We start from the raw sequence: 26913 nt of genomic DNA, 5'->3' as shown, positions 1-26913 counted from the left end.
CCGCGCCCTCAGACGCTGCGCAGCAGGTCACGCCCCGGGATGGCATCCAGGAGCCGCCTCGTGTAGTCCGAGGCGGGATTGTCGAAGACCGCGGTGGTCTCGGCGGCCTCCACCACCTTGCCCTCCTGCATCACCACCACCTCATCGGCGATCTGACGCACCACGGCCAGATCGTGGGTGATGAACAGATAGGACAGCCCCAGCTCGGCCTGCAGTTCGTTGAGCAGTTCCAGGATCTGGGCCTGGACCAGCACGTCGAGGGCGGAGACGGCCTCGTCGCAGACCACCACTTCCGGTGACAGGGCCAGGGCCCGCGCGATGGCGACGCGCTGACGCTGGCCGCCGGAGAGCTCGTTGGGGTAGCGGCGCATGACCGAGGCCGGCAGCGACACCTTCTCCAGCAGGTCCCGGATCGTGGCCTCGCGCTCCTTCGAGCTACCGATGCGATGCGTACGCAACGGCTCCTCGATGGTGCGGTAGATGGAGTACATGGGATCCAACGACCCGTAGGGATCCTGGAACACCGGCTGCACCCGCCGCCGAAACCCCAGCGCGGCGGCCCGATCCAATGCCGCCACCTCCCGGCCGTCGAACCGCACCACCCCCGACGTCGGTTCGAGCAGACCCAGAACCATCTGCGCGACAGTGGATTTCCCCGAGCCGGACTCGCCGACGATCGCCGTGGTCGTGCCGCGCCGCAGCCGGAACGACACATCGTCGACCGCCGTCAGGCTCGACGACTTCCACGGCGCACTCCCCCGGATCTTGAACACCTTGGTGAGATGCTCGGCGACCACCACGTCGTCCGGCACCGCGGCCGTCTCGCCCTCGGCCGGCTGTCCGGCCGCCCGCACCGCCTGCTTTCGCACCTCGGCCCGCTGACGCACCGACGACAGCCGTTGCGAGGCCAGCGAGGGCGCCGAGTTCACCAGCTTCCGGGTGTAGAGATGCTGCGGTTCGCGCAGGATCCGTTGCGCCGGACCGGATTCCACCACCCGGCCGCGATACATCACCACCAGGTGTTCGGCACGCTCGGCGGCCAGGCCGAGATCGTGGGTGATCAGCAGCACCGCGGTGCCGAGTTCGCTGGTGAGCACGTCGAGGTGGTCGAGGATCTGCCGCTGCACGGTGACGTCCAGCGCCGAGGTCGGTTCGTCGGCGATGAGCAGCTTGGGCCGGCAGGACAGCCCGATCGCGATGAGCGCGCGCTGCCGCATCCCGCCGGAGAACTCGTGCGGATACTGGTTGACCCGCCGCCGCGCATCGGACATACCCGCTTCGGCGAGCAACTCGACGGACCGTTCACGAGCCGCCCTTCCTTTGGCTATCCCGTTGGCCACCAAGGTTTCCCGGATCTGGAAGCCGACCTTCCATACCGGGTTCAAATTCGACATCGGGTCCTGCGGCACGAAGCCGATGCCGCGCCCCCGCACCGCCACGATGTCGCGTTCGGTCGCCGCCGCCAGGTCCTTGCCGTCGAAAAGCACCGTCCCGGAGGTGATCCTGCCGGTGCCCGGCAGCAGGTCGATGATGGCGTGCGCCGTGGTCGACTTGCCGGAACCGGATTCGCCTACGATGGCCACCGTCTGGCCGGGATACACCGACAGGTTCACCCCGCGCACCGCCGGAATCTGCCGACCGTCGGCGGTGAAGGAGACGTTGAGATCGCGTACGTCGAGCAGTGGGTCCATCGCCGTCACCTCTTGCGCGCCTTGGGATCCAGCGCGTCGCGCACCGCGTCGCCCAGCATGATGAAGCTGAGCACGGTGAGCGCCAACGCCGTCGCGGGATAGAACAGGATCGCCGAGGTGCGGATCTCCTTCTGGCCGGCGGCGATATCCGACCCCCAGGACACGATGGTGCGTGACAGTCCGACGCCGAGATACGACAGCGTCGCCTCGGTCACGATGAACACGCCGAGCCAGATGGTGGTGATCACGATCAGCGGCCCGGCCGCGTTGGGCAGCACGTGCCGCAGCAGGATCCGGAACCGCGATACCCCCAGCGCCTTTGCCGCCGTGACGTATTCGCTGTTCTTGGCCTGGATGACCGCGCCGCGGGCGATCCGCGCGGCCTGCGGCCAGGTGAACGAGGCCAGGATCAGCATCACCGTGAACACCGTGCGCGACTCCAGCAGCTGCATGATCACGATCGCGGCCAGCATCAGCGGCAGCGCGAAGAAGATCTCCGCGATCCGCGACACCACCGAATCGAACAGGCCGCCGTAATACCCTGCGAGCGCGCCCAATACACCGCCGATCAGCACGAACAGCACCGTCGCGCCGAGGCCGGTGACCACCGACGCACGCGCCCCATACACGGTGCGGGCGAAGATGTCACAGCCCTGCTTGTCGAAGCCGAACGGATGGCCGCCGCCGGGCGGGTCCATGCTGAAATCCCCGTTGCAGTACCGCGGATCCTGATCGGTGAACAACCCCGGCCACACCACCACCAGCAGCACGATGAGAATCAACACCGCGGCGATCACGAAGATCGGGTTGCGCCGCAACTGCTTCCAGGCGTCGCGCCACACGCTGGTCGGGGCCGTGGTCTCGTCGAGCCGGTCGGTGGCCAGCACCTCCACCTCGTCGGGCGGGGCCACGAAATGTTCCTGCCCCGGCCGGGGTTCCCGCGCGTCGGTCGGCTGGTCAGGCATAGCGGATCCTCGGGTCGAGTGCGGCGTACAGCAGGTCGACGATCAGGTTGGAGATCAGGAAGATCACGATCAGCACCGTCACGAACGCGACCACCGTCGGCGGTTCACCCCGGGTGATGGCCTGGTACAGCGTCCCGCCGACGCCGGGGATGTTGAAGATGCCCTCGGTGACGACCGCACCGCCCATCAGCGCGCCGAGGTCGGCGCCGAGGAAGGTGATCACCGGAATCATCGAGTTCCGCAGGATGTGCACCCCGATCACCCGTCGCCGGGTCAGGCCCTTGGCGGTGGCGGTGCGCACGTAGTCGGCGGACATGTTCTCCGCCACCGAATTTCGTGTCAGCCGCAGCACGTAGGCGAACGACAGCGCGCCCAGCACGAACGCCGGGACCAGCAGATCGGTGAAACTCGCCTTGCCGGTGACGGTCACCGGCGCGATCCCCCACTGCACGCCGAGCAGGAACTGGGCGAGGAAGCCGATGACGAAGATCGGCACGGCGATGATGACCAGGCTGAGCACCAGCATCGTGGAGTCGAACAGCTTGCCCTTGCGCAGCCCCGCGACCAGGCCGAACACGACGCCGAACACCGCCTCGATCACCACCGCCATGATCGCGAGACGCAGCGTGACCGGGAACGCCCGCGCGAGTTCGTCGCGCACGGGACGGCCGGAGAACGAGGTACCGAAGTCGAAGGTGACGATGCCTTTCAGGTATTCCAGGTACTGGATGATGAACGGCTGATCCAGGTGGTACCGGGCCCGCAGCGTGGCCTCGACCGCCGGGGTCATCGGCCGGTCACCCGCCAGCGCCCGGACCGGGTCGCCCGGGATCAGGAAGACCATCGCGTAGATGAGCAGCGTCGCTCCGAGAAAGACCGGAATCATCTGGAGCAGCCGCCGCACGACATACCAAGCCATGTTGTTTCACTCCATCGAACGGCGTGGGCGGGCTATTTCTCGATGTTCTCGAAGTCGAACAGGCCGCTCCACGCGACCCGCGCGTTCGTCACCCGGTCCGAGTGCCCGGCCGCCACGTTGTAGTCGAAGACCGGAATGTCGGCCATGTCCTTGAACAGCACCTGCTGGGCCTGGGCGGCCAGGTCGTAGGCCTGCTCCGGGGTGGGCGCGGCCTGTGCGGCGAACAGCAGCCGATCGAATTCGGGACTGTTGTAGGCGATGTCGTTGGTGGCCGAGCTGCTGAGGTACATCGCGGTCAAGAACTCGAACATGGACGGGTAGTCGCCCTGCCAGCCGTACCGGAACGCCTTGCCGATGGTCTTGGCGGTGATCTCGTCGCGGATGTTCTTGAACGTCGGGTACGGCACGCCGACCGCGTCGATGCCGAGAACGTTCTTGACGCTGTTGGCGACGGCCTCGATCCACGCCTGGTGACCGCCGTCGGAGTTGTAGGCGATCCGGTAGGTGCCCGACCACGGCGAGATGGCGTCGGCCTGCGCCCACACCTTCTTGGCCTCGTCGGGATTGTATTGCAGCACTTCGGAACCCGGCAGATTGTCGCGGAACCCGTCGAGGGTGAAGGCGGTGAAGTCGCGGGCCGGGACGCGGGTGCCGTGGAAGATGTTCTCGGCGATCTGCGGGCGATTGATCGCCATCGAGATCGCCTTGCGCCGCAGCACGCCCTCCGGCCCGGCGAAGTGCGGCACGTTGGACTGGATGCCGATGTGCTGGCTGTAGGCGATCGGCTTGCTGATCGCGCGGTCGCCGAGATCCTGCTGGTAGGTGGACAGCGCGGTATCCGGGATGACGTCCAGCGCGTCGAGATTGCCGGCCTGGAGATCGGCGTAGGCGGTGTCGAAGGACTGGTACATCACGAAGCGCAGGCCCTTGTTCTTGGCCGGTCGGCCGCCGGGATAGTCCGGGTTGGGCGTGACGTCGATCTTGACGTTGTGCTCCCAGGTGTCGAACTTGTAGGGGCCGTTGCCGATCGGCTGCTCGCCGAACGCCTTCATGTCCCGGTACGCGGCCTCGGGCAGCGGATAGAACGGGGCGAACCCCAGCTCCAGTTCGAAGTCGATGGAGGGTTGCTTCAGGTCGACGGTGAAGGTGCGGTCGTCGACCACCTTCAGGCCCGACATCGTCTGCGCCCTGGGCGGATTCGCCGAGACGTCGTCGTAGCCCGCGATGCCCGCGAAGGCCCAGTTCTGCAGCTGGCCGTTGGTGCCGAGGGCGCCGTAGTTCCAGGCGTCGACGAAGGACTTCGCGGTGACCACGGTGCCGTCGGTGAACTTCCAGTCCGGCTTGATGGTGATCGTGTAGTGCTGCCGATCGGTGGTCTCGATCGACTGCGCCATCTCGTTGTGCGCCTTGCCTTCAGCGTCGTAGTACTTCAGCCCGGCGAACAGCCGGTCGACCACACGGCCGCCCATGTTCTCGTTGGTGTTGGTGGGCACCAACGGATTCTGCGGCTCGCCGGCGTTGACCGTGACGAGATCGGTGCCGCTGTCGGAGGAACATCCGGTCAGTGCGAGGCCGGCGGCCACCAGTGCCACCGCGGCCAGCGCGGTGATCGTCTTCAGTCTCAACGCATTCTCCCGATTCCACGAACGGCTGGGTGAGTCGGACAGTAGCCATCCGGTCGGCGGTTGTCAGCGGTTACCCTCCGGATTGTTCGCCTTGTCGGCAATCCGGCAACACACCCGACTCGGTTCCGCTGCCGTCCGGCACCCGACCACGGGCCGCCACGCCGTCCACTAGGGTCGGAATCGTGGCCGCGGTCACCCCCGGCCGTAGGTGCAGGCGAGAGAAGAGACGAGATGACCGATACCACCGATCACCGGGACGTGTATCCGCCGACCGCGGAGTTCGCTGCCGCCGCCAATGCCGACGCGTCTCTCTACGACCGGGCTGCTGCCGATCGGGAGGGGTTCTGGGCCGAGCAGGCCGACCGGTTGTCTTGGCACCAGCGGTGGACGCGGGTGCTGGATTGGGACGATGCGCCGTTCGCGCGCTGGTTCGTCGGCGGCACGCTGAACGTGGCCTACAACTGCGTGGACCGGCACGTGCTGGCCGGGCACGGCGAGCAGGTCGCGATTCATTGGGAAGGCGAGCCGGGCGATTCGCGGGCGATCACCTACGCCGATCTGCTCGCCGAGGTGTCGCGCGCGGCGAACTACCTCACCGAACTCGGCCTGACCGCCGGGGATCGCGTGGCGATCTACATGCCGATGGTGCCCGAGGCGATCGTCGCGATGCTCGCCTGCGCCCGGCTGGGTCTGACCCATTCCGTGGTCTTCGCCGGGTTCTCCCCCACCGCGCTGCGCCAGCGCGTCGACGACGCACAAGCCCGCCTGGTGATCACCACCGACGGCCAGTGGCGGCGCGGCAAGGCCGCACCGCTGAAGCACGCCGTGGACGAGGCACTGGCCGCGCCCGGCGACACGCCGTCGAGCGTCGAGCACGTACTCGTGGTTCGCCGCACCGGGACCGAGGTGCCCTGGACCACGGGCCGAGACCTGTGGTGGCACGAGACAGTCGCCCACGCCGCTCCGGAGCACGAGGCGCAGGCCTTCGATGCCGAGCACCCGCTGTTCATCCTCTACACCTCCGGCACCACCGGAAAACCCAAAGGCATCCTGCACACCTCCGGCGGCTACCTCACTCAGACCAGCTACACCCACCACACCGTGTTCGACCACAAACCCGGACACGACGTCTACTGGTGCACCGCCGACATCGGCTGGGTCACCGGCCACTCCTACATCGTGTACGGGCCACTGTCGAACCGGGTCACCCAAGTCGTCTACGAAGGCACCCCGAACTTTCCCGATGAGCACCGGCACTGGCAGATCATCGAAAAGTACGGTGTCACCATCTATTACACCGCGCCGACACTGGTACGCACGTTCATGAAGTGGGGCCGCGAGATCCCCGCCGCGCACGACCTGTCCAGCATCCGGGTGCTGGGTTCGGTGGGCGAGCCGATCAATCCGGAGGCGTGGCGCTGGTACCGCGAAGTCATCGGCGCGAACACCGCACCCATCGTCGACACCTGGTGGCAGACCGAAACGGGCGCGATCATGATCTCCCCGCTGCCCGGCGTCACCGCCGCCAAACCCGGCGCGGCCATGACCCCGCTGCCCGGCATCTCCGCCAAGGTCGTCGACGAGGAAGGCAACACCGTCGAACTCGGCGAGACCGAGGCCAACGGCTATCTGGTGCTCGACCAACCCTGGCCGTCGATGCTCCGCGGCATCTGGGGAGACCGTGACCGCTACCAGGACACCTACTGGTCCCGCTACGCCGACCAAGGCTGGTACTTCGCCGGTGACGGCGCCAAACTCGACACCGACGGCGACCTGTGGGTCCTCGGCCGCGTCGATGACGTCATGAACGTCTCCGGCCACCGCATCTCCACCGCCGAAGTCGAATCCGCGCTGGTCGGACACCATGGCGTCGCCGAAGCCGCCGTCGTCGGCGCCACCGACACCACCACCGGCCAAGGCATCGTCGCGTTCGTCATCCTCACCGGCGAGACCGACACCGCCGACCACGACCTGGTCGACGAACTCAAAGCCGAAGTCTCGCGCGAAATCAGCCCCATCGCCCGCCCCCGCGAAATCCACATCGTCCCCGAACTCCCCAAAACCCGCTCTGGCAAAATCATGCGCCGCCTCCTGCGCGACGTCGCCGAAGGCCGCGAACTCGGCGACACCTCCACCCTCGTCGACCCCCACGTCTTCGAGGCCATCCGAGCCCAACAGACGAACCGATAGGCGACGCTTCCCCGATACGGTGTAAACGAAGCTGGGCGGGCCCGTTAGAATGGCGTAAAGGAGTGCCGGGAAGTCTGGTCGGCGTGCTGTCTCGCCGACCGAAAGGCACTTCGTGATTGTTGCGCTGCGCTCTGAACTGGCCCGTTTCCTTCGTACCGAGACCGTCGGTGGCGCGCTGCTGCTGGTGGCCGCGGCGATCGCCCTGCTGTGGGCGAATTCGCCGTGGAGCGGCAGTTATTTCGCCTTCTCCGATACCGAACTCCCGATCGCGCCACTGCATCTGGATCTGACCGTCGCGGAATGGGTGCAGGACGGGCTGCTCGCGGTGTTCTTCTTCGTCGCGGGCCTGGAACTGAAGCGGGAATTGGTGGTCGGCGAACTCGCCGATCGCAAACGCGCCGCGCTGCCGGTCATCGCCGCCGTCGGCGGTGTGGTGCTGCCCGCGGTGATCGCCGCGGTGATCGGGTTCGGCGTCGACGGCATGGAACGCGGATGGGCGATCCCGGTCGCCACCGACATCGCCTTCGCGCTGGCGGTGCTCGCCCTGACCGGTTCCCGGATTCCCACCACCGCGCGGGTGTTCCTGCTGAGCCTGGCGGTCGTCGACGATCTCATCGCCATCGTCTTGATCGCGGTCCTGTTCACCACATCGATCGCGATCGGCTGGCTGCTGGCCGCGGCGGCCTGCTTCCTCGCCTGGGCGCTGGCGCAGCAGCGGCGGCTGCGGTCGCCACTGATCTACGTGCCGCTGGCGCTGGTGGCCTGGTACGCGTTGCACGAGGCGGGAATTCACCCGACCCTCGCCGGTGTCGTGTGCGGGCTGCTGACCCGGGTGCGGCCCGACGCCGACGAGGACGAGGCGCCCGCGACCCGGCTCGAGCATCTGTTCCAGCCGATCTCCGCGGGTCTGTGCGTGCCGCTGTTCGCGCTGTTCGCCTCGGGCGTTCCGTTGTCCACCGAGGTGTTCGGCGAGCTGTTCACCGAGCGGCTGGCGCTGGCGATCGTGGCCGGACTGCTGATCGGCAAGACCCTCGGACTGTTCGGCACCAGCTGGATCGCGATCCGTCTCGGCATCGCCGAACGCCCCGCCGATCTCGGCAACCGAGACATGTTCGCCCTCTCGGTACTGGGCGCGATCGGCTTCACCGTTAGCCTCTTGGTGGCAGAACTTGCGTTGGCGAATGATGTCGCCGCCGCCGAACTGGCGAAAGCAGCCGTGTTGCTGACGTCAATGGCGGCTTCCCTGATCGGTTCGGCGCTACTGTTGCGACGAGGCCGCGCTCATCAGGCGCGACGGCACGCCCACGCGGCCGCAGCACACGAGTAGAGCCGGACAGCACCGGGGACATGGAGAAGGGTCGAGCATTGAGCTTCACAAACGGCGGTAACGGTAACGACGGGGGCCGCAACCGGAGCATCACCGCTATTCCGCTGTCCGAGGTCGATACGACGAAGAATGCCAGCATCGGCGATCTGGTACGCGATGCCGCGGAACAGATGTCGACGCTGGTCCGCGCCGAGGTGGCGCTGGCCAAGGCCGAGGTGACCGGCGAGATTCGCAAGGGCCTGCAGGGCAGCGTGTATTTCATTGTGGCGCTGACCATCCTGCTGTTCTCCTCGTTCTTCTTTTTCTTCTTCCTGGCCGAACTGCTCGATGTCTGGCTGTATCGGTGGGCGTCGTTCCTGATCGTGTTCGCGCTGATGGTCGTCGCGGTCGCGCTGTTCGGTTTCCTCGGTTATCGGAAGGTGCGCAAATTGCGAGCGCCGGAGAAGACCATCGAGTCGCTCAAGGAGACCCGCACGGTGCTGCCGCAGGGCCTGGGCTCGCACGCCGAGCGCCCGGCGCTCGAGGGCGCCGCCTCGACCGATCGGTCGGCCAGGTAGTCCCGGCGACTACGCTCTATCGGCGTGTCGTCTAACCCGAGCCCGGATCCGTCCAGCGTCCGCTACGACGGACCGTGGGCCCACAAGGACGTGCATGCCAACGGCATTCGGTTCCACGTCGTCGAGGCGGAGTCGCCGCGGCAGGTCGCCGCGGCGGATCCGCGACTCGTGGTGCTGTTGCACGGCTTCGGCGACTTCTGGTGGTCGTGGCGGCATCAGCTGACCGCGCTGGCCGAGTGCGGCTACCGGGTGGTCGCGGTCGATCTGCGCGGTTACGGCGATTCCGACAAACCGCCGCGCGGTTATGACGGCTGGACGCTGGCCGGTGACGTGGCCGGGCTGATCCGGGCGCTCGGGCACAGCGAGGCGACGCTGGCCGGGCACGCCGAGGGTGGTCTGGTGTGCTGGGCGACGGCGGTGTTGCATCCCCGGCTGGTGCGTTCCATCGCACTGGTCGGTTCGCCGCATCCGGTCGCGTTGAAGCAGGCCGTGCTGCGCGACCGGCGGCAGCGCTCGGCGTGGCTGCCGAACTTCCTGCGCTATCAGCCGCCGCGCTACGGCGAGCGGCTGCTGACGATGAACGACGGCTACGAGGTGGAACGGCTGCTGCGGCAGCGGGCGGGCGCGCGCTGGGCGGGCACCGCGGAATTCGTCGACACCGCCCGCCGGATGCGGCAGGCGATCCGCATCTCCGGCGCCGCGCACTGTGCGCTGGAGTATCAGCGCTGGGCCTTCCGCAGCCAATGGCGCCCGGACGGCGCGCGTTTCATGGCGGCCATGCGGGAACCGGTCCGGGTGCCGGTGCTGTCGCTGCACGGCGGGTCCGACCGGTACATCCTCGATTCCACGCTGCGCCGCGAACACCGGCTCGCCCCCGATCGCCGGGTGGTCGAGATTCCCGGCGCGGGGCACTACGCGCACCAGGAGAACCCCGACGCGGTCACGGCGGAGCTGGCGAAACTCCTGGGCTGACGGTCGACGCGGACAGTTGACTCGGAGCAGACTCCAGGTCCTACGGTGCAGGTGTTCGCCACACCATCGCACCGCCGCCACGCGCGGCGCCAGGAGAGGACAGCTCATGGCCGACAACACCGCCGAAACCCGGGAGCAGCGCTTCGATCGCGGGCTGGAGATCCTGACCCGCATCGACGGCGAGGCCGGGCAGCGCGTGATCGACGCGCTGTCCGACATATCCCCCGAACTCGGGCACCAGATCGTGGCGTGGGGATTCGGCGAGATCTACCAGCGCCCGGCGCTGCCGCCGCGGGACCGCCAGCTCGTCACGCTCGGCATCCTCACCGCGCTCGGCGGCGCGGAACCGCAGCTCGAGGTGCACATCAACGCCGCACTCAATGTCGGCCTGACACCCGAGCAGATCACCGAGGCGTTCCTGCACGCCGCCGGCTACTGCGGCTTCCCGCGCGCGCTCAACGCCACCTTCGTCGCCAAGAAGGTGTTCGGCGAGCGCGGGCTGCTGCCGGTCTCCGGCCCGGAGGCCGACGCCTAGCTGTACTGACCTGAGAGGTTCGCAACGCGGCTGGCTGGCGGGTGGCCTGCGAGTGCGGTGTGGCCGCGGTGGTGATTGTAGGTGTGTAGCCAGGTCGTGAAGGCTGTGCATCGTTCGGAGTCGCTGCGGTAGAGCCGGGCGTAGGCCCATTCGTCAGCCAGGGTGCGATGGAACCGCTCAACCTTGCCATTGGTTTGAGGGCAGTAGGGACGAGTGCGTTTATGAACGACCGGCCCGAGGGCCTCGGCGAAGGTGCGGGATCGATAGCAGGATCCGTTGTCAGTCAACACTTTTCGGATCCTGATGCCGTTGACGGCGAACCATGCGGCAGCGCGGGTCCAGAATGCGGCAGCGGTGTCTTTGCGTTCATCGGCCAGGATCTCGCTGTAGGCCAGCCGGGAATGATCATCGAGCGCGGTATGCAGATAGTGGTAGCCGTGGCGGGGGTTGCCGTAGCCGTTGCGTTCGGCGGTGGGTTTGTGGGCCTGCCAGTTTCGCCGCCCCACGCTGCGACCGAGTTTGCGATGGCCGCCGCCGTCGGGGATCTTGCCGAGTTTCTTGACATCGACATGGATCAGATCACCAGGGCGGTCGTGTTCGTAGCGGCGCACCGGTGTGCTGGTAGCGCGGTCGAGCCAACTCAACCTGCTCAGCCGGTAGCGTCGCAGAACCCGGTGCACTGTCGAGGGATTCAATCCGAGCAGGTAGGCGATGCGGGCCGGCCCCCACCGGCGCAGGACCCGGACCTTGATGATGCGGCGTTCGGTGCGGGTCGGGGTCCGCGCCGGGCTGCGATGCGGGCAGCTGGATCGATCGGCCATCGCGGTCGCGCCGTCGACCCGGTAGCGGTCTGCCCACCGTTTGGCGGTGGTGTGGCAGACCTGGAATCTTTCCGCGGCCCGCCGCAACGGCCAGCCGTCCTCGACGACACAACGAGCAAGACGTAACCGGCCCAACTCCGAGAGCGGGGCATTACGGTGGGACACGAAGACCTCCGGCAGTGAATGAGTTCCTAGACAGCTCTCACTTCACTCGGAGGTCTTCGCCATGTCAGCTCGCCACGCCGTCACCAACGTCCGTGGTCAGTACACCTAGCTCAGCACGCACTCGCCCGTCGGGACCTGCGCGCTCGACGATTCGGCCGAGTTCAGGGCATTACGAACCTCGTTGAGCGTCAGGGCATATCCCGTGTCCTCGTCGACCACGGCCGCGCCGAACACCAGGCCCAGCACCTGACCGTCCGCATCCACCAGGGGCCCACCGGAATTGCCGGCGCGCACCCGGCCGCGCACGGTGTAGACCTCGCGCTCCACGGTGCCGGTCTTGTAGATGTCCGGACCGGTGAGTTCCAGGGTCTCGCGCACGCGGGCGGCGCTCGCGGTATAGGGGCCACCGCCGGGGTAGCCGAGCACGATCGAGCTCTGCCCCGATTTCGCCGGTTCCGGCGCCAGCGGGATGACCGGCGCGTTCAGGCCGGGCACGGCCAGCACGGCCACGTCCTTGGACGGGTCGAACAGCACCACGGTCGCGTCCAGCCTGCCGCGCGCGGTGTCGACCTGCACGGTGTTGGTACCGGCGACCACGTGCGCGTTCGTCATGACCCGCTCGGGAGCGACCACGAAACCCGAACCCTCCAGCGCGCGCTGGCAACTCGGCGCCACACCGTTGACGCGCAGCACGCTGTGCTGCAGGTTCAGCGCGACCGGGCTGTCGAGCACGCTCGGGTCCGGCGGCTCCACCGCCGCGATCGGCGCGCGGCCGAACGGTCCGATCACATCCGGCAGGCCCGAGGTGTTGAGCAGCTTGGAGAACTCGTTGGGCAAGCGCCGCAACCAGTTCGGCGCCACCTCGTTGACATCCGACAGCACCCGCGAGCCGTTCACCGCGGCCGCGATGGCGGGCTGCGAGGACGAGGCCAGCGGCAGCGCCAGCAGCCAGGCGGTCACCAGCACGGCCACCGTCTGCAGCGCGGCGCCCACCACGCTGTCGACGCTGCGGGTGAAGGGATGGCGCATCCCGCTGCGCGCCGCGCGGCCGAGCACCATCCCGGCCACCTCGCCGATGATCACCAGCGCCACGATCAGCACCACACCGACCAGCACGCGTTTGCGGCCCTCGCTGATGTGGACCAGGATGTGCGGCGCGATCAGGATGCCGGCCACCGCGCCCAGCACCACGCCCAGGAAGGCCAGGGCGGACGCGACCGCGCCCTGCCGCCACCCGGAGGAGGCGGCGAGCAGCGCGATGATCACGACCGCGATGTCGAGCCAGGCCGACGAACTCATAACGTCATCCCCACTGCCGCGAGCGAGGCCTGCAGATCACGCACGTCGTGGTAATCCCATTCCCGCTCCCATCCCGAAACAGCCAGTAGACCGGCGAGCACACCGGCGGTGAAACCCCAGACCAGCATGCCGTCCACGGCGAACGCCGGACCCATGTACCCCAGCGGATGCCGCACGACGAACCGGTTCGCGGGGTCGATCAGCTCCGAGATCGGCACCCGCGTCACCCGAGTCGCCTCCGCCGCGCTGACCACGCCGACCTCACCGGGCGTGCGCCAGTAGGCGACCACCGGAGTCACGTCGAAACGCGACGGCGGCACGAAAATCGGCGGCAGCACCGCGATCGGGTCCACACCGGCCGGGTCCACACCGGTCTCCTCGCGGGCCTCGCGCAGCGCGGTGTCGACCGGGCCGTCGTCCCCGGGCTCGACGCCGCCGCCGGGGAAGGCGACCTGGCCGCTGTGCTGGCGCAGCGTCGCCGCGCGCTGGGTGAGCAGCACGTCGGCGTCGGCGGGCAACCCGCCCGGCGCCTGCGCGTCGGGTTCGGGGTCGCCGCCGAACAGCACGAGCACCGCCGCCGACCGCGGCCGCGCGGCCGCCGACACCAGTCGCCGGGCCGTCCGGCCGAGCACCTGGTTGACCCCGGTCGGGTCGGCGGGCTTGCGCTCGACCACACCGCGCAACCAGGCCGGAATCGCGTCGGTCACCAATTCCGGTGGCGCGCCGGGCATTTCGCCTTCGCGGTCGTGCACGCTGCCTCCTCCCGCCCCGATCCTCATCCTGTCCCCGCCCAGACCGAACTCGTCCGAGCCGCACGTCACACCGATACGTCGCGCCGCTCGGACAGTAATCCGAGGGGCCGGGCCTCGCCCACCCCGGTCGTCGCGGACGTCGACGCGAGGGCGCGGCGGGCGAGCGTCCGCCGCACCGATTCGATCACGACCGGCCGCACCCGTGCGAGCCGAGTAGCGCCCCATGCGGTTCCGCGCGCCACCGACGCCGTCGGTCCGCGCGGAGTGGATCGCCACCGCCGCCGCGCCCTTGCCCGGTCCGGACCTCCCTGCCACCCGCGCACCCGGCGGCTCGATCACGCGCCGACTCCGAGTTCACCGGCGACGGTGGCCGCGATGTCGTCGGCGCTGTCGAACGGGCGGACAACCACTTTCGCGATCGAGCCGTCGGCGCGGACCAGGACCGACACCGGCAGTACCGCGGGGGCGCCGACCGCCGTGCGGACCCGGCCGTCGCCGTCCTGCACACCGGGCAGATGCACATCGAGGTCGCCCAGCCGAGCCAGCGCCTTGGCCTCGGCGGGATCGCTGTGCGCCGTCACGACGGTGATCGCGCCGGGGCGGGCCGCGTACTCGCGCAAGGCCGGCAGCTCCCGGGCGCACGGCTCGCACCAGTACGCCCACAGATTCACCAGGGCGGGCCGACCGGCCAGCGCGGCGCCCAGATCCAGCGGCCGGCCGTCACGCAGGCACCCGACCGTGATCCCCGCCAGCGGGCCCGCCGCGGCCGACTGCTGCGGGGATGGCGACGGGCACGCGGCGAGGGCGGCGGCGGCCCGCTGACCGTCGGACGCCGCGGCGGGCGCACCGCGCGTCGCCGTAGCGGTATCCGTGCGGAGTTCGCGAGGCTCGCGGGGCCACAGTGCCACGGCCAGCGCGACGACCGCGATCAGCAGCACCAGCGTCCAGCGCCACGCCGCCGGAATCGATCTCACCGGCCCACCAGTTCCAGCAAGTGTTCTGCCTCGGGGCCCTTGATCAGGGCGGCCGCGGTCGCGGGATCGGTCGGGCCGGCGCCGAACGCCGGGCAGTCGTTGGCCAGCACGCAGGCCCCGCAGGCCGGTTTGCGCGCGTGGCAGACGCGGCGACCGTGGAAGATCACCCGGTGCGAGAGCATCGTCCATTCCTTGCGCTCGATCAGCTCGCCGACGGCGTGCTCGACTTTCACCGGGTCTTCCTCGGTGGTCCAGCCCCAGCGCCGCACCAGCCGCCCGAAGTGGGTGTCCACCGTGATCCCGGGGACGCCGAAGGCGTTGCCCAGGATGACATTCGCGGTCTTGCGGCCGATGCCGGGCAGCCCCACCAGCTCCTCGAGCGTGTGCGGCAGGACGCCGTCGTACCGTTCGGTCAGGGCCTGGCCCAGGCCGATCAGCGAGGTGGTCTTGTTGCGGTAGAAGCCCGTCGGGCGGATGTACTCCTCCAACTCCACGCGGTCGGCCTCGGCGTAGGCGCGCGCGTCGGGGTATCGGGCGAACAGGGCGGGCGTCGTCTGGTTCACCCGGACGTCGGTGCACTGCGCGGAGAGGATGGTGGCGACGGCCAACTCGAGCGGGGTGGTGAAATCCAACTCACAGTGCGCGTTCGGAAAGGCCACCGCGAGCGTCCGATTCATCCGGCGGGCCCGGCGCACCAGACCGACCCTGGTCTCCTTCGCGAACCTGCGCGCCTGCGAGCCACCAGGCTTCTTACCGCGGACCGGCTTGCCGTCGGCGGCCGCGGCATCCGGGTCGAGGGCGGGCGCGGGCGCGGTGGATCGGGGTTCACGCACGCGTCCACCATACGGAAGCCCACCGACGCGAGTGCGGCCGTGAAGACCCGCCGTGTTCCATCTGAGACCTATTCCGTGTTTACTCACGGTTATGCAAGGACTTGCTGTAGTGCTCTTCCCGGTACTGCTGATGCTGTTCGCGCTGTTCATGGAACGCGTCGAAAACCGGCTCCGCAAACTGCTCGAACCGGAAGAAGAGGTCCAGCAGTACCTGGATCGAGCCAGCAACGCCGAGGTCAACGAGCTCGCCAAGCTCGGTGTGCCCGCCGCCGCGGCCCACTCCGGCCGCCGACGCGCCCGCGGCGACGAACTGGATGTCGCGCAGGCCAGCTGAGGCCGCGCCACCGCTTTCCGCGCACCGTTCACGCGGTGGATCCGGGAACCAATCCCGCGCCGCGTGCGTTTCACAGACCGTTCGTTACGTGGTGTCTGTCACTACGCTGCGCGAACGCAAAGTAGACTGCACTGTCGGCCGAAGCGCTTCGGTCCAGGACAGAGCCAATCCCATAAGGAGCACATTCGTGGACGAGGCCCTCGCCAGAGCAGGCATCTTCCAAGGCGTCGAGCCCACCGCGGTGGCGGCCCTCGCCAAACAGCTTCAGCCCGTGGACTTCCCGCGCGGCCACGTCATCTTCAACGAGGGCGAGCCGGGCGATCGGCTGTATATCATCACGTCGGGCAAGGTGAAGATCGGCCGTCGCTCCCCCGACGGCCGGGAGAACCTGCTGACCATCATGGGCCCGTCGGACATGTTCGGTGAGCTGTCGATCTTCGACCCGGGCCCGCGCACCTCGACCGCCACCACGGTCACCGAGGTCCGCGCCGTCACGATGGACCGCGACGCGCTGAAGTCGTGGATCGATCAGCGTCCGGAGATCGCCGAGCAGTTGCTGCGGGTGCTCGCGCGCCGTCTGCGCCGCACCAACAACAACCTGGCCGACCTGATCTTCACCGACGTCCCCGGTCGCGTGGCGAAGGCGCTGCTGCAGCTGGCACAGCGGTTCGGCACGCAGGAGGCCGGCGCCCTGCGCGTGACCCACGACCTCACCCAGGAGGAGATCGCCCAGCTGGTGGGCGCCTCCCGCGAGACCGTGAACAAGGCCCTCGCCGACTTCGCGCACCGCGGCTGGCTGCGGCTCGAGGGTAAGAGCGTGCTGATCTCGGATTCGGAGCGGCTGGCCCGCCGGGCCCGCTAGTCGTCGTTCCGGCCGCGCAGGTAGGCGAGCTGCGCCTTGACCGAACTACGCGCGGCCGGCCACAGGCGCTTGTCGACGTCGGCATAGACCTTGGCGACGATCTGCAAGGGCTTGGCCTCGGGCCCGAGTTCGGCGAGCGCCTGCCGCACCTGGTCCAGGCGTTCCCGGCGATGCCGGATGTAGTAGTCGATGACCGGCTTCGCCTCGGCGTGGTCCGGGCCGTGCGCCGGTAGCAGCGCCCGGCCGGACGCCACCTCGGCGAGCCGGTCCAGCGAGGCCAGGTAGTCGCCGAGCGCGCCGTCCCGCGATTCCAGCACAGTGGTGCCGCTGCCCAATACGGTGTCGCCGGTCAGCACGGCGTCGTCGAGCAGGAACGAGACCGAATCCTGGGTGTGGCCCGCAGTGGCGAGCACCGTGATCCGCAGGCCCGCCGCCTCGATCTCCTCGCCGTCGGTCAGCGGTGTGTCGGACTCCCGCAGAAAGCGCCGATCGTGCGCCCGCACCACGGTGCCGGTCGATTTCACCAGGCGGTCGATGCCGCCGGTGTGATCGTGATGGTGGTGGGTGATCAGCGTCAGCGCGATCTTCCCGTCGGTCGCCCGCGCGATGGCGTCACAGTGCGCCCGGTTCTTGGGCCCCGGATCGATCACGACACAGTCGGACCGGCCCGGGGCGCGCAGGATCCAGGTGTTGGTGCCCTGCAGGGTCATCTTGTTCGGGTTGTTCGCCAGCAGCACCGAGGCGGTCGGCGTCACCGGCCGCACCTGTTCGTACGCGGGATGGGTGAGGGTCATGTGTCGTCCTAACGCCCTGTGCTGCAACGAACTTCCGACTGCTTACCGCAGCTTACGACCTAACGCACCTCGGCGATCAGCTCCACCTCCACGGGGGTGTTCCGCGGCAGCTCGAACACACCGACCGCGGACCGGGCGTGCACGCCCGCCTCGCCGAACACCTCGCCCAGCAGTTCCGACGCGCCGTTGATCACCAGCGGCTGATCGTTGAACCCGGGCGCCGAGGCCACGAAGCCGACCACCTTCACGATCCGCACCACCTCGTCCAGGCCGACCAGATCGTGCACGGCGGCCAGCGCGTTCAACGCGCACCACTTCGCCGCCTCCTTGCCCTGCTCCAGGCTCACCTCGGCGCCGACCTTGCCCGAGACCGACAGTTCACCGCCGATGAACGGCAGCTGACCCGAGGTGTAGACGTACGAGCCGGTGCGCAACGCCGGAATGTAGGCGCCCGCCGGTGCGGCCACACCGGGCAGTTCCAGGCCGAGCCGGTCGAGGTTCTCCCGCCACGAGGCCATCAGTTCTTCGCCCGCTTCAGGTAGGCCACGTGCTGCTCGCCGGTCGGCCCGGGCAGCACGGTGACCAGCTCCCAGCCGTCGGCCCCCCACTGATCCAGAATCTGCTTGGTCGCATGCGTCAGCAGCGGCACGGTCGCGTATTCCCACACGGTCACATCACTCATGGGTGGAGTTTATGGGGAGTGTGGTGTACCAGACAGCGGGTGGATCCTGTAGCAGGGGTTTCGGGGCGGGCTATAGGCTCGCGGACGTGGGAGTACCGACAGCAGTGCCCGTTTCGACCGAACCGGGGCTGAAATTAGGGTGGCCGGAGCATGCGGACAAGGCTCGTCTGCACTATGTCTCCGGCAAGGGTGGTACTGGGAAATCCACGGTGTCCGCGGCGCTGGCGCTGGCGCTGGCGGCCGGTGGGCGACGGGTGCTGCTGGTGGAGGTGGAGGGGCGGCAATCGATCGCGCAGCTGTTCGACCTGCCGCCGCTGCCGCCCACCGAGACGAAGATCGCGACCGCGGACGGCGGCGGCGAGGTGATGGCGCTGGCGCTCGACATCGAGCACGCCTTCCTCGAGTACCTCGACATGTTCTACAACCTCGGCTTCGCGGGCCGGGCGATGCGGCGGATGGGTGCGATCGAGTTCGTCACCACGATCGCGCCGGGGCTGCGCGACGTGATACTGACCGGCAAGATCAAGGAGTGCGCGGTACGCACCGACAAGTCGGGCAAGTCGCCGGGTCGTCCCGTCTACGACGAGATCGTCATCGACGCGCCCCCGACCGGCCGCATCGCCAGTTTCCTGGACGTCACCAAGGCGATGGCGGAGGTGGCCAAGGGCGGGCCGATCGCCGCGCAGGCCGAGGGCGTGTCCAAGCTGCTGCACTCCGACCAGACCGTCGTGCACCTGGTCACCCTGCTCGAGGCGCTGCCGGTGCAGGAGACCGCCGACGCCGTCGCCGAACTGACCGAGTCGCAATTCCGGGTCGGCACCGTGATCGTCAATCGCGCGACCGAGGGCTACCTGCCGGCGTCGGTGCGCGCGCGGGCCGCCACCGGCGACATCGATACCGACGCCCTGCGCGCCGGGCTGACCGAGGCCGGAATCACGCTGTCCGACAACGACTTCCAGGGCCTGCTCCGGGAAGCCGTCGAACATTCGGCCACCCTGCGGGCGCAGGACGACAGCTCCTCCGAACTGGCGAAGGTCGATTACAGCCGGTTGTACCTGCCGGCCCTGCCGGACGGCATGGACCTGGGCGGGCTGTACGAACTCGCCGAACATCTGAGCGCGCAGGGGGTCCGGTGATGAGCCTGCCCGGTACCGTCACGCCGCTGGACATCGCGAGCATCATCGACGATCGCTCCACCCGCGTGGTGGTGTGCTGCGGCTCCGGCGGCGTCGGCAAGACCACCACGGCCGCGGCGATCGCGCTGCGGGCGGCCGAACGTGGCCGCAAGGTGGTGGTGCTGACCATCGATCCGGCCCGGCGGCTGGCGCAGTCGCTCGGGGTGAGCGATCTGGGCAATGTCCCGCAGCGGGTCGAATTGGGCCCCGACGCGACGGGCGAGCTGTACGCGATGATGCTGAACATGCGCCGCACCTTCGACGAGATGGTGCTCGAGCACACCAGCCCCGAGAAGGCCGAGCAGATCTTCGCCAACCCCTTCTATCAGACCGTGGCCTCGTCCTTCGGCGGGACGCAGGAGTACATGGCGATGGAGAAGCTGGGCCAGCTCGCCGGCAAGAAGAAGTGGGATCTGATCGTCGTCGACACCCCGCCCTCGCGCAACGCGCTGGACTTCCTGGACGCGCCGAAGCGGCTCGGAAACTTCCTCAACGGCAGGATGATTCGCGTCATCATGGCGCCCGGGCGCGGCGTGGGCCGGTTCGTCACCGGCGCGATGAGCCTGGCGGTGCGGGGTGTGTCGACCGTGGTCGGCGGCCAGATGCTCAAGGACGCGTCGCTGTTCCTGCAGTCGCTGGAGTCGATGTTCGGCGGCTTCCAGGACCGGGCCAACCGCACCTACGAGATGCTGTCCCGTCCGGGCACGCACTTCCTGGTGGTCGCCGCCGCGGAGCCGGACGCGCTGCGGGAGGCGTCGTTCTTCGTCGATCGCCTGTCCACCGATCACATGCCACTGGCCGGGCTGGTGCTCAACCGCACCCACCCGGTGCACAGCTCGCTGTCGGCGGAGACGGCCCTGGCCGCCGCCGACCGCCTGGCCGCCGATTCGGCCGAGACCGATCGCGCCGACAGTGACCCGGCCGCGCTGGCCGCGGACGTGCTGCGCATCCACGCGCACCGGGCGACCACCGCCAAGCGCGAGCAACATCTGCTGCACCGGTTCACCGGCGCGCATCCGCGGGTGCCGATCGTCGCGGTCACCGCGCTGCCGTTCGAGGTGTCGGACCTGGATGCGCTGCGCGCCGTGGGCGATCAGCTGACCGATCCTGGTGCGGCGGCCTGACCCTCGGCCGACCGCGACCGACGTTCCTGGGACGGAAACGGTTCGAGCCCGCGATCGCGGGCTCGAACCGAATCACCGTGGGGACTACATTGCCACTTTCTGCTGTCGCTGGGCGCGGAAGAACTCCGCCCAGGACGTCACCTCCGGATGCTGCTTGAGCAGCGCACGCCGCTGCCGCTCGGTCATCCCACCCCACACACCGAACTCCACTCGATTGTCCAGGGCGTCGGCCCCGCACTCCATCAGCACCGGACAGTGCCGGCAGATCGTCGCCGCCTTGCGCTGCGCCGCGCCGCGCACGAACAACTGGTCGGGATCTACTTCCTTGCATCGGGCCTGGGAAACCCAGGCGATTCTCGCTTCGGCCTGCTCCACGTCCAATCGAGCGATGGGGGTAGTCATGTGCATTTGGTGTGCCCCTTTGCAGTCCGAACACCGGGTCAACGGCGCTCCAGAATCGCGTGCGGAGCGCAGCAACCCAACCCCACTGCGTCCCGCACCACATTCCACTTTGAGTGTTAGCTCTATCACACTGGGTTCTCAATCTAGGTAAAGGTATGGGGCCTGCGCAAGACCGTCCCCAGATTTTTTGGTACGCCCGTCCCTGCAAATGGAACAAAGAACCGGGCAGTCTGCTCATTCACCCCGACACGCCCGCCCCACCCGAGAAGACGCGCCGCCACCCCTAGCGTCTATGCCCCTGACATGATCCACGCCCACCCACCCCCTCCCCCAACACCAAACCCCTACCCACCCCAAAACCAGGCCCCCACCACGCAACCCCCACGGTTTTCGGCGCGGCTCGGTTTTCGGGGGTCGCTGCGCAAGCGACGAAGGAGCAAGCAGCGACCCCCGAAAACCGAGCCACACAGGCGCCGAAAACCCGCGACGCCGAAGGCGTCGCCAATAACAGAGCCTTTACCCTTGCAAGGTGCCGATCTCACAAACGCTCGCGAGGCTCGCCGGTGCGTGCGTCCTGGCGGCCGTGCTCATCGCCGGGTTGTTGTTCCCGCTCGCCGGTGGCTTCGGATACGTGTCCAACCGGGCCGCCGACGCCGTCGACAACGTGTCCGCGGAACTGGTCGAGGGCAACGCACCCGCGGTGTCGACGATGGTGGACGCCGCCGGTAACCCCTTCGCCTGGCTGTACGAGCAGCGCCGTTTCGAAGTGCCCAGCGACCGGATCTCCAACGACATGAAGTTGGCGATCGTGTCCATCGAGGACCGGCGGTTCGCCGAGCACGGCGGCGTGGACTGGCAGGGCACGCTGCGCGCGTTCCTCACCAACACCTCGAGCGGCGAGGTGCAGCAGGGCGCCTCCACATTGGATCAGCAGTACATCAAGAACTTTCAGCTGCTGGTGGTCGCGAAGACCGACGCCGAGCGCCGCGCCGCGATCGAGACGACGCCGGCGCGCAAGCTGCGTGAGATCCGCATGGCGCTGACCCTCGAGAAGCAGCTGACCAAGGACGAGATCCTCACCCGCTACCTGAACATCGTCCCGTTCGGCAACGGCTCCTACGGGATTCAGGACGCCGCGCAGACCTACTTCGGCGTGGACGCCAAGGACCTGAAGGTGTCGCAGGCGGCGATGCTGGCGGGCATGGTGCAGAGTTCGTCGAAGCTCAACCCCTACACCAATCCGCAGGGCGTGCTGGATCGCCGCAACATCGTGCTGGACACCATGATCCAGAACATCCCCAGCCGCGCCGAGGAGTTCCGCGCCGCCAAGACCGAACCGCTGGGCGTGCTGCCGGACCCGAAGGGGCTGCCGCGCGGCTGCATCGCGGCCGGTGATCGGGGCTTCTTCTGCGATTACGCGCTGCAGTATCTGGCGAATTCGGGCATCAGCAAGGAGCAGATCGACAAGGGCGGCTACACGATCCGCACCACGCTGGATCCGGCGGTGCAGAATTCGGTGAAGGCCGCGATATCGGGGGTGACGAAGCCGGATCTGGAGGATATCGCCGAGGTCACCAGCATCATCGGCACCGGACAGGACGCGCATCCGGTGCTGGCGATGGCCTCGAGCCGCACCTACGGGCTGAGCGGCGAGGGCCACGAAACCGTGCAGCCGCAACCGTATTCGCTGGTCGGTGACGGCGCGGGCTCGATTTTCAAGTTGTTCACCACGGCCGCGGCGATGGAGAAGGGGCTGGGCATCAACGCGCAGCTGGATGTGCCGTCGTTCTTCTCGGCCAAGGGCATGGGTAACAGCGGCACGCCCGGCTGTCCGCCCGAGACCTACTGCGTGAAGAACGTCGGCAACTACCGCTCGCCGATGTCGGTGACCGAGGCGCTGGCGCAGTCGCCGAATACGGCCTTCGTCAAGCTCATTCAGGATGTCGGGGTGACGCCGACGGTCGATATGGCGGTGCGGCTGGGTATGCGTTCCTACGCGGCGCCGGGCACGTCCGGCCACGGCAATCAGAGCCTGGCGGACATGGTGAAGCAGCAGAATCTGGGTTCGTTCACGCTGGGCCCGTTCGCGATCAATCCGCTGGAGCTGTCGAATGTGGCCGCGACGCTGGCCTCGGGCGGCAAGTGGTGCCCGCCGTCGCCGATCCGGGAGGTGATCGACCGCAACGGTAAGCAGGTGCCGCTCACGCAGCCGTCCTGCGAGCAGGTGGTCGAGCCCGGTCTGGCGAACACGCTGGCCAATGCGATGAGCAAGGACAGCATCAGCGGTACCGCGGCCGGTTCGGCGCACGCGGCGGGCTGGACCGCGCCGATGTCGGCGAAGACGGGTACCACCGAGAGCCACCGGTCCTCGGCGTTCCTGGGCTTCACCAATTCGCTGGCGGGGGCGGCCTACATCTACGGCGATTCGCCGACGCCGGGCGAGATCTGCTCGTTCCCGCTGCGCAGCTGCGGCGACGGCAATCTGTACGGCGGTAACGAACCGGCCCGCAGCTGGTTCGACGGGATCAAACCGGTGCTGGATCGCTTCCCGCCGCCGAGCCTGCCGGGCGAGGACGACAAGTACGTTCGGGGCTCGAACAATTCGCAGATTCCCGACGTGGTCGGCATGACGGAGGCCGAGGCGCGTTCGACGCTGATCGGCGCGGGTTTCCAGGTCACCATGGTGACGGTGCCCGCGGCACCGGCGAAGGGCACGGTCATCGGCACCACGCCGAACGGCTCGGCCATTCCGGGCTCGGTGATCACGGTCAACATCAGTGACGGGACGCTGCGCGAACCGCCACCGCCCGGACCGCCCGCGATCCCGAATCTGCCGGGGCTACCGCCACCGCCGCGGTTGCCGCCGATCCCGATTCCGATCCCGATTCCGCGGTGATGCCACCGAGGGCGCGCCACCCGCTTCCGGGTAGCGGGCCCTCGGGCGTATCCGGCGGCCGCGAGTCCTAGAGCCGCGCCTTCACCGCCGCCGAGACGCGGGAGCCGTCGGCGCGCCCGGCCGCGAGACCGGTGGCGATCTTCATGACCTGGCCCATCTGCTTCATGCCGGGCCGTTCCCCGAGTTGCTCGGCGACCTGGGCGATCGCGGTGTCGGCGAGATCGGCGACCTCGGCGTCGGTCAGCGGAGTCGGCAGGTACTCGTCGATGATCGCTTCCTCGGCCCGCTCGTTGGCCGCGAGTTCGCCGCGCCCGGCCTGCTCGTAGACGAGGGCGGATTCGTTGCGCTTCTTCGATTCCTTGGCGAGCACGGCGAGCACGTCGGCGTCACCGAGTTCGCGCGCCTGGGTTCCGGCGACCTCGGCGTTCTGGATCGCGGCCAGGAGCATGCGCAGGGTGCCGGTGCGCAGCTTGTCCTGGGCCTTCATCGCGGCGGTCAGATCGGCCCGCAGCTTCGATTTGAGTTCCGACATGCGCTCACGGTAGCCCGCGCTCGAGCGCGGTCCCACTCCATTTGCGCCACGCCCGGCCGTGTCCCTGTGCGGAATCACACTCGGTGTTCGTCACACCGGTCGCCTATTCTGAGCGAATGCCCGTCTTCTCGTCCCCTGTACTCCGACGAGCCGCGCTGGGCACCGTCGCAGCAGGTGCCGCCGGAATCGGATACGCCTCGCTGATCGAACGCAACGCCTTCGTGTTGCGGGAGGCGACACTTCCCGTCCTGCAACCGGGCTCCGCGAGCCTGCGCGTGTTGCACATCAGTGACCTGCACATGACACCCGGCCAGCGGCTCAAGCAGGCCTGGGTGCGGGAGCTGGCCAAGCTGGAGCCGGACCTCGTGGTCAACACCGGCGACAACCTCGCGCATCAGCGCGCGGTGCCGGCCGTCGTCCAGGCGCTGTCGGAGTTGCTGGCCCGTCCCGGCATCTTCGTCTTCGGCAGCAACGACTACTTCGCCCCGGTCCCGAAGAACCCGCTGAAGTACTTCGACAAGAACCACAAGCGCGCGCACGGCGCGCCGCTGCCGTGGCAGGACCTGCGCGCGGCGTTCACCGAACGCGGCTGGCTGGATCTGACGCACGTGCGCCGCGATCTCGAGGTGGCCGGAATCAAGATCTCCACCGCCGGCGTGGACGACCCGCACCTGAAGCGGGACCGCTACGAAACGATCGCCGGTAGCCCGAACCCGCTGGCGGAGTTGAGCATCGGGCTCACCCACTCCCCCGAGCCGCGAGTGCTGGACCGGTTCGCCACCGACGGCTACGACCTGGTGCTGGCCGGTCACACCCACGGCGGTCAGTTGTGCCTGCCCGGGTTCGGCGCGCTGGTCACCAACTGCGGTATCGACCGTTCGCGGGTCAAGGGCGCCTCCCGCTGGGGCGCGCACACCCGCTTACACGTGTCGGCGGGCCTGGGCACCTCGCCGTGGGCCCCGTACCGGTTCTGCTGCCGTCCCGAGGCGACACTGCTCACGCTCGTCGCGGCCCCGCCGGAACGCCCGGTCGCCGACACCGGCCACGGCCTGTCGGAATCGGAGGCGATCGCGCGCTAGGGTGGCGCCGAGGCGGAACGCAAGGCAGGGGACGAGGTTTGAGCAGCGGGTTCGATCGACGGCCGAATGACCCGACCGCGGCGAGCGGATCCGCTCCGAGTCCCCCGGCCCCGCGGTCCACACCGGACCCGGCCGCACAGACCGAGGAGATTCGCCGCACCGAGCGCCCGGCGCAGCTGAACTTCGCGGCGGGCGCGCGGCCGCTACCGCCCTCCGCACATCCCATCGGCAGCCCGGTCTCCGATCTGGAATCGGCTGCGACGCAGGAGTTCGCGGCGGCCGCACGCTCGGACGCCCCACCGAATCCTGCCGTGCCGCAAAATGCTTCGCCCCCGGTGCCGACCTGGCAGTCGGCGGCCACGACTCCCTTCCTGCGGCAGTCGGCCCAGCCGACCGATCCGGTGCGGCCGGTGCCGGAGCAGTCGTGGCAGTCGGCGGAAAGTACTGCCGCGGTGCCGAATCCCGCATGGCAGTCGGCAGCGCCGGAAAGTACTGCCGCGGTAGCCAATCCCGCGTGGCAGTCGGCAGCGCCGGACAGCGCTGCCGCGGTGCCGAATCCCGCATGGCAGGGGTACGGGCCACAGCATCCGCCGACCTCCACGTTCGAAGTCCCGCCCTACGGTCCGCCGCCGGGCGTCCGGCGCAACCGCACGGCATGGGTGTTCGCCGGTGTCGGCGCGGTCGTCGTGGTGGCTCTGGCGGTGACGGTCGCGATGATCGTCTCCGGCCGCAACTCGCGCGACCCCGAGGCCCAGGCCGGTAGCCCGTCCATGGTGAGTGCGCTCACCAGCGGAAAGAGCACGTCCTCGCCGACCGGTGCCGCCCCGGCCCCGCCGCGACCGAGCGCGGGCCCGGTGGCGCCGGTGGTTCCCGGTTTTCAAGTGGTGTCGATCCCGGAGCGCGGCGCGGCCTACGACGTGCCCCGGGACTGGAAGATCGACCCGGTCGGCACGGCGGTCTGGGGCGAGCCACCCGACACTGTGGAACTGGCGGGCCTGGCCCAGGACGGTGAGAACTACTGCCCCAGCTACACCCGCACCAATGCCTTCCTCACCCTGTCGCCGCGTGGCGATCCCGCCGCCGCGGCCGCGGACGTCGGTGCCCGGATGGCCAAGGCGGGCTGGTCGGCCGCCGCCACCGCCGGTGCGGCCGAGCCGCTGGATTCGCTGGACGGCCAGTTGCACGGCGCCTTCGTGGAAACCACCGGCAGCGCACCGCCGCCCGCACCCGGCTGCGCCACCACCTTCGCCGTCTACACGTTCGCGTTCCCGAGCGAGAACGGCAACTTCGTGATGACCATCGCCGCCGACACCGGCGTGGACAAGGCCGTGGACAAGACCACCGCGAAGCGCGTCCTCACCAGCATCCGCCCGCTGCCGAACCGCTGACCAGCCGATTTAACGTCCAC

27 protein-coding genes are annotated in these 26913 nt (G+C 68.7%); 12 read left to right on the top strand and 15 right to left on the bottom strand.

What is annotated here, in order from left to right; genetic code table 11:
- Positions 1–8 precede the first annotated feature (8 nt).
- From NWFMUON74_RS01835 to NWFMUON74_RS01820, 4 genes are read right to left on the bottom strand one after another with little or no spacing between them, the layout of a single operon-like run.
- Complete coding sequence (locus NWFMUON74_RS01835; RefSeq protein WP_187686287.1) at positions 9–1691, bottom strand: dipeptide ABC transporter ATP-binding protein; 1683 nt, start codon at positions 1689–1691, stop codon at positions 9–11.
- A gap of 5 nt (positions 1692–1696) precedes the next feature.
- Complete coding sequence (locus tag NWFMUON74_RS01830) at positions 1697–2656, bottom strand: ABC transporter permease (RefSeq protein ID WP_187686286.1); 960 nt, start codon at positions 2654–2656, stop codon at positions 1697–1699.
- Positions 2649–3575, bottom strand: coding sequence for an ABC transporter permease (locus tag NWFMUON74_RS01825; protein WP_187686285.1), 927 nt, complete (start codon positions 3573–3575; stop codon positions 2649–2651). The genes NWFMUON74_RS01830 and NWFMUON74_RS01825 overlap by 8 nt, the downstream gene beginning before the upstream one ends.
- Before the next feature lie 32 nt (positions 3576–3607).
- Positions 3608–5200, bottom strand: coding sequence for a peptide ABC transporter substrate-binding protein (locus NWFMUON74_RS01820; protein ID WP_232110790.1), 1593 nt, complete (start codon positions 5198–5200; stop codon positions 3608–3610).
- 231 nt (positions 5201–5431) lie between these two features.
- On the opposite strand from NWFMUON74_RS01820, the gene acs reads away from it, so the two are divergent.
- From acs to NWFMUON74_RS01795, 5 genes are all read left to right on the top strand, one after another.
- Entirely contained in the window at positions 5432–7390 is a 1959-nt protein-coding gene (gene acs / locus NWFMUON74_RS01815; RefSeq protein WP_187686284.1) for an acetate--CoA ligase, read from the top strand.
- 112 nt (positions 7391–7502) lie between these two features.
- Positions 7503–8717 (top strand): Na+/H+ antiporter NhaA, encoded by a 1215-nt coding sequence (gene nhaA, locus NWFMUON74_RS01810; protein ID WP_187686283.1) that lies wholly within the window; start codon positions 7503–7505, stop codon positions 8715–8717.
- A gap of 38 nt (positions 8718–8755) precedes the next feature.
- The gene (locus NWFMUON74_RS01805) at positions 8756–9274 is read left to right on the top strand and encodes a phage holin family protein (protein ID WP_232110789.1); all 519 of its coding nucleotides are present in this window, start codon (positions 8756–8758) and stop codon (positions 9272–9274) included.
- Between the two features lie 24 nt (positions 9275–9298).
- Positions 9299–10246 carry an alpha/beta fold hydrolase gene (locus tag NWFMUON74_RS01800; protein WP_187686281.1) on the top strand — a complete coding sequence of 316 codons (948 nt, stop codon included), beginning with the start codon at positions 9299–9301 and terminating at the stop codon, positions 10244–10246.
- Positions 10247–10352: 106 nt separating this feature from the next.
- A complete protein-coding gene (locus NWFMUON74_RS01795) occupies positions 10353–10781 on the top strand; it encodes a carboxymuconolactone decarboxylase family protein (protein ID WP_187686280.1) in 429 nt (142 codons plus the stop codon).
- On the opposite strand, the gene NWFMUON74_RS01790 is transcribed toward NWFMUON74_RS01795, so the two are convergent.
- The 6 genes from NWFMUON74_RS01790 to nth all read right to left on the bottom strand — a co-directional run bounded on the left by NWFMUON74_RS01790 (position 10778) and on the right by nth (position 15469).
- Positions 10778–11767 (bottom strand): IS481 family transposase, encoded by a 990-nt coding sequence (locus NWFMUON74_RS01790; protein ID WP_187683559.1) that lies wholly within the window; start codon positions 11765–11767, stop codon positions 10778–10780. The two genes, NWFMUON74_RS01795 and NWFMUON74_RS01790, sit on opposite strands and share 4 nt — an antisense overlap.
- 105 nt (positions 11768–11872) lie before the next feature.
- Positions 11873–13066, bottom strand: a complete 1194-nt coding sequence (locus NWFMUON74_RS01785; RefSeq protein ID WP_187686279.1) for a MarP family serine protease — start codon at positions 13064–13066, stop codon at positions 11873–11875.
- Positions 13063–13797 (bottom strand): NUDIX hydrolase, encoded by a 735-nt coding sequence (locus NWFMUON74_RS01780; protein ID WP_187688854.1) that lies wholly within the window; start codon positions 13795–13797, stop codon positions 13063–13065. The genes NWFMUON74_RS01785 and NWFMUON74_RS01780 overlap by 4 nt, the downstream gene beginning before the upstream one ends.
- Positions 13798–13883: 86 nt before the next feature.
- A complete protein-coding gene (locus NWFMUON74_RS36490; RefSeq protein ID WP_269475312.1) occupies positions 13884–14006 on the bottom strand; it encodes a hypothetical protein in 123 nt (40 codons plus the stop codon).
- A gap of 147 nt (positions 14007–14153) precedes the next feature.
- Positions 14154–14792, bottom strand: a complete 639-nt coding sequence (locus NWFMUON74_RS01775) for a TlpA family protein disulfide reductase (RefSeq protein WP_425300903.1) — start codon at positions 14790–14792, stop codon at positions 14154–14156.
- On the bottom strand, positions 14789–15469 hold the full coding sequence (nth, locus tag NWFMUON74_RS01770) for an endonuclease III (RefSeq protein ID WP_187688852.1): 681 nt from the start codon (positions 15467–15469) through the stop codon (positions 14789–14791). The genes NWFMUON74_RS01775 and nth overlap by 4 nt, the downstream gene beginning before the upstream one ends.
- Before the next feature lie 247 nt (positions 15470–15716).
- Between nth and NWFMUON74_RS01765 the strand changes: the two genes are divergently transcribed.
- Together NWFMUON74_RS01765 and NWFMUON74_RS01760 are read left to right on the top strand one after the other, a co-directional pair.
- Positions 15717–15959, top strand: a complete 243-nt coding sequence (locus NWFMUON74_RS01765; RefSeq protein ID WP_187686278.1) for a hypothetical protein — start codon at positions 15717–15719, stop codon at positions 15957–15959.
- A 187-nt stretch (positions 15960–16146) separates the two neighbouring features.
- Positions 16147–16821, top strand: a complete 675-nt coding sequence (locus NWFMUON74_RS01760; protein ID WP_011206875.1) for a Crp/Fnr family transcriptional regulator — start codon at positions 16147–16149, stop codon at positions 16819–16821.
- Here the strand turns inward: NWFMUON74_RS01760 and NWFMUON74_RS01755 are convergent.
- The 3 genes from NWFMUON74_RS01755 to sp36 are packed head-to-tail and all read right to left on the bottom strand — an operon-like array spanning position 16818 to position 18297.
- Positions 16818–17615: an MBL fold metallo-hydrolase gene (locus NWFMUON74_RS01755; protein WP_187686277.1), complete on the bottom strand. Its 798-nt coding sequence runs from the start codon at positions 17613–17615 to the stop codon at positions 16818–16820. The two genes, NWFMUON74_RS01760 and NWFMUON74_RS01755, sit on opposite strands and share 4 nt — an antisense overlap.
- 59 nt (positions 17616–17674) lie before the next feature.
- The gene (locus NWFMUON74_RS01750) at positions 17675–18133 is read right to left on the bottom strand and encodes a RidA family protein (RefSeq protein ID WP_187686276.1); all 459 of its coding nucleotides are present in this window, start codon (positions 18131–18133) and stop codon (positions 17675–17677) included.
- The gene (gene sp36 / locus NWFMUON74_RS01745; RefSeq protein ID WP_187686275.1) at positions 18133–18297 is read right to left on the bottom strand and encodes a Sp36 family protein; all 165 of its coding nucleotides are present in this window, start codon (positions 18295–18297) and stop codon (positions 18133–18135) included. The genes NWFMUON74_RS01750 and sp36 overlap by 1 nt, the downstream gene beginning before the upstream one ends.
- Before the next feature lie 104 nt (positions 18298–18401).
- Between sp36 and bagA the strand changes: the two genes are divergently transcribed.
- Positions 18402–19433, top strand: coding sequence for an ATPase BagA (bagA, locus tag NWFMUON74_RS01740; protein ID WP_232111087.1), 1032 nt, complete (start codon positions 18402–18404; stop codon positions 19431–19433).
- Complete coding sequence (bagB, locus tag NWFMUON74_RS01735; protein WP_187686273.1) at positions 19433–20596, top strand: ATPase BagB; 1164 nt, start codon at positions 19433–19435, stop codon at positions 20594–20596. Before bagA ends, bagB begins: the two co-directional genes overlap by 1 nt.
- 84 nt (positions 20597–20680) lie before the next feature.
- On the opposite strand, the gene NWFMUON74_RS01730 is transcribed toward bagB, so the two are convergent.
- A complete protein-coding gene (locus NWFMUON74_RS01730) occupies positions 20681–21004 on the bottom strand; it encodes a WhiB family transcriptional regulator (RefSeq protein WP_024800988.1) in 324 nt (107 codons plus the stop codon).
- Between the two features lie 523 nt (positions 21005–21527).
- On the opposite strand from NWFMUON74_RS01730, the gene NWFMUON74_RS01725 reads away from it, so the two are divergent.
- Positions 21528–23894: a penicillin-binding protein gene (locus tag NWFMUON74_RS01725; protein ID WP_187686272.1), complete on the top strand. Its 2367-nt coding sequence runs from the start codon at positions 21528–21530 to the stop codon at positions 23892–23894.
- A gap of 67 nt (positions 23895–23961) precedes the next feature.
- On the opposite strand, the gene NWFMUON74_RS01720 is transcribed toward NWFMUON74_RS01725, so the two are convergent.
- Positions 23962–24426 carry a GatB/YqeY domain-containing protein gene (locus NWFMUON74_RS01720; protein ID WP_187686271.1) on the bottom strand — a complete coding sequence of 155 codons (465 nt, stop codon included), beginning with the start codon at positions 24424–24426 and terminating at the stop codon, positions 23962–23964.
- 116 nt (positions 24427–24542) lie between these two features.
- Between NWFMUON74_RS01720 and NWFMUON74_RS01715 the strand changes: the two genes are divergently transcribed.
- Both NWFMUON74_RS01715 and NWFMUON74_RS01710 read left to right on the top strand, forming a co-directional pair.
- The gene (locus NWFMUON74_RS01715; protein WP_187686270.1) at positions 24543–25505 is read left to right on the top strand and encodes a metallophosphoesterase; all 963 of its coding nucleotides are present in this window, start codon (positions 24543–24545) and stop codon (positions 25503–25505) included.
- Positions 25506–25543: 38 nt separating this feature from the next.
- Positions 25544–26893 (top strand): DUF8017 domain-containing protein, encoded by a 1350-nt coding sequence (locus NWFMUON74_RS01710; RefSeq protein ID WP_187686269.1) that lies wholly within the window; start codon positions 25544–25546, stop codon positions 26891–26893.
- The last annotated feature ends 20 nt before the right edge of the window (positions 26894–26913 follow it).

It is taken from the genome of Nocardia wallacei, from assembly GCF_014466955.1.
Lineage (GTDB): Bacteria > Actinomycetota > Actinomycetes > Mycobacteriales > Mycobacteriaceae > Nocardia > Nocardia wallacei.
The sequence above is the reverse complement of the archived record's forward strand: the minus strand, read 5'-3'. Positions and strand labels throughout refer to the sequence as shown.

Coding starts and splice junctions, on each gene's coding strand:
- NWFMUON74_RS01835 (WP_187686287.1), bottom strand. CDS start 1,691: ATGGACCCACTGCTCGACGTACGCGATCTCAACGTCTCCTTCACCGCC.
- NWFMUON74_RS01830 (WP_187686286.1), bottom strand. CDS start 2,656: ATGCCTGACCAGCCGACCGACGCGCGGGAACCCCGGCCGGGGCAGGAA.
- NWFMUON74_RS01825 (WP_187686285.1), bottom strand. CDS start 3,575: ATGGCTTGGTATGTCGTGCGGCGGCTGCTCCAGATGATTCCGGTCTTT.
- acs (WP_187686284.1), top strand. CDS start 5,432: ATGACCGATACCACCGATCACCGGGACGTGTATCCGCCGACCGCGGAG.
- NWFMUON74_RS01795 (WP_187686280.1), top strand. CDS start 10,353: ATGGCCGACAACACCGCCGAAACCCGGGAGCAGCGCTTCGATCGCGGG.
- NWFMUON74_RS01785 (WP_187686279.1), bottom strand. CDS start 13,066: ATGAGTTCGTCGGCCTGGCTCGACATCGCGGTCGTGATCATCGCGCTG.
- NWFMUON74_RS01780 (WP_187688854.1), bottom strand. CDS start 13,797: ATGCCCGGCGCGCCACCGGAATTGGTGACCGACGCGATTCCGGCCTGG.
- nth (WP_187688852.1), bottom strand. CDS start 15,469: ATGAATCGGACGCTCGCGGTGGCCTTTCCGAACGCGCACTGTGAGTTG.
- NWFMUON74_RS01765 (WP_187686278.1), top strand. CDS start 15,717: ATGCAAGGACTTGCTGTAGTGCTCTTCCCGGTACTGCTGATGCTGTTC.
- NWFMUON74_RS01755 (WP_187686277.1), bottom strand. CDS start 17,615: ATGACCCTCACCCATCCCGCGTACGAACAGGTGCGGCCGGTGACGCCG.
- NWFMUON74_RS01750 (WP_187686276.1), bottom strand. CDS start 18,133: ATGGCCTCGTGGCGGGAGAACCTCGACCGGCTCGGCCTGGAACTGCCC.
- sp36 (WP_187686275.1), bottom strand. CDS start 18,297: ATGAGTGATGTGACCGTGTGGGAATACGCGACCGTGCCGCTGCTGACG.
- bagB (WP_187686273.1), top strand. CDS start 19,433: ATGAGCCTGCCCGGTACCGTCACGCCGCTGGACATCGCGAGCATCATC.
- NWFMUON74_RS01730 (WP_024800988.1), bottom strand. CDS start 21,004: ATGCACATGACTACCCCCATCGCTCGATTGGACGTGGAGCAGGCCGAA.
- NWFMUON74_RS01720 (WP_187686271.1), bottom strand. CDS start 24,426: ATGTCGGAACTCAAATCGAAGCTGCGGGCCGATCTGACCGCCGCGATG.
- NWFMUON74_RS01715 (WP_187686270.1), top strand. CDS start 24,543: ATGCCCGTCTTCTCGTCCCCTGTACTCCGACGAGCCGCGCTGGGCACC.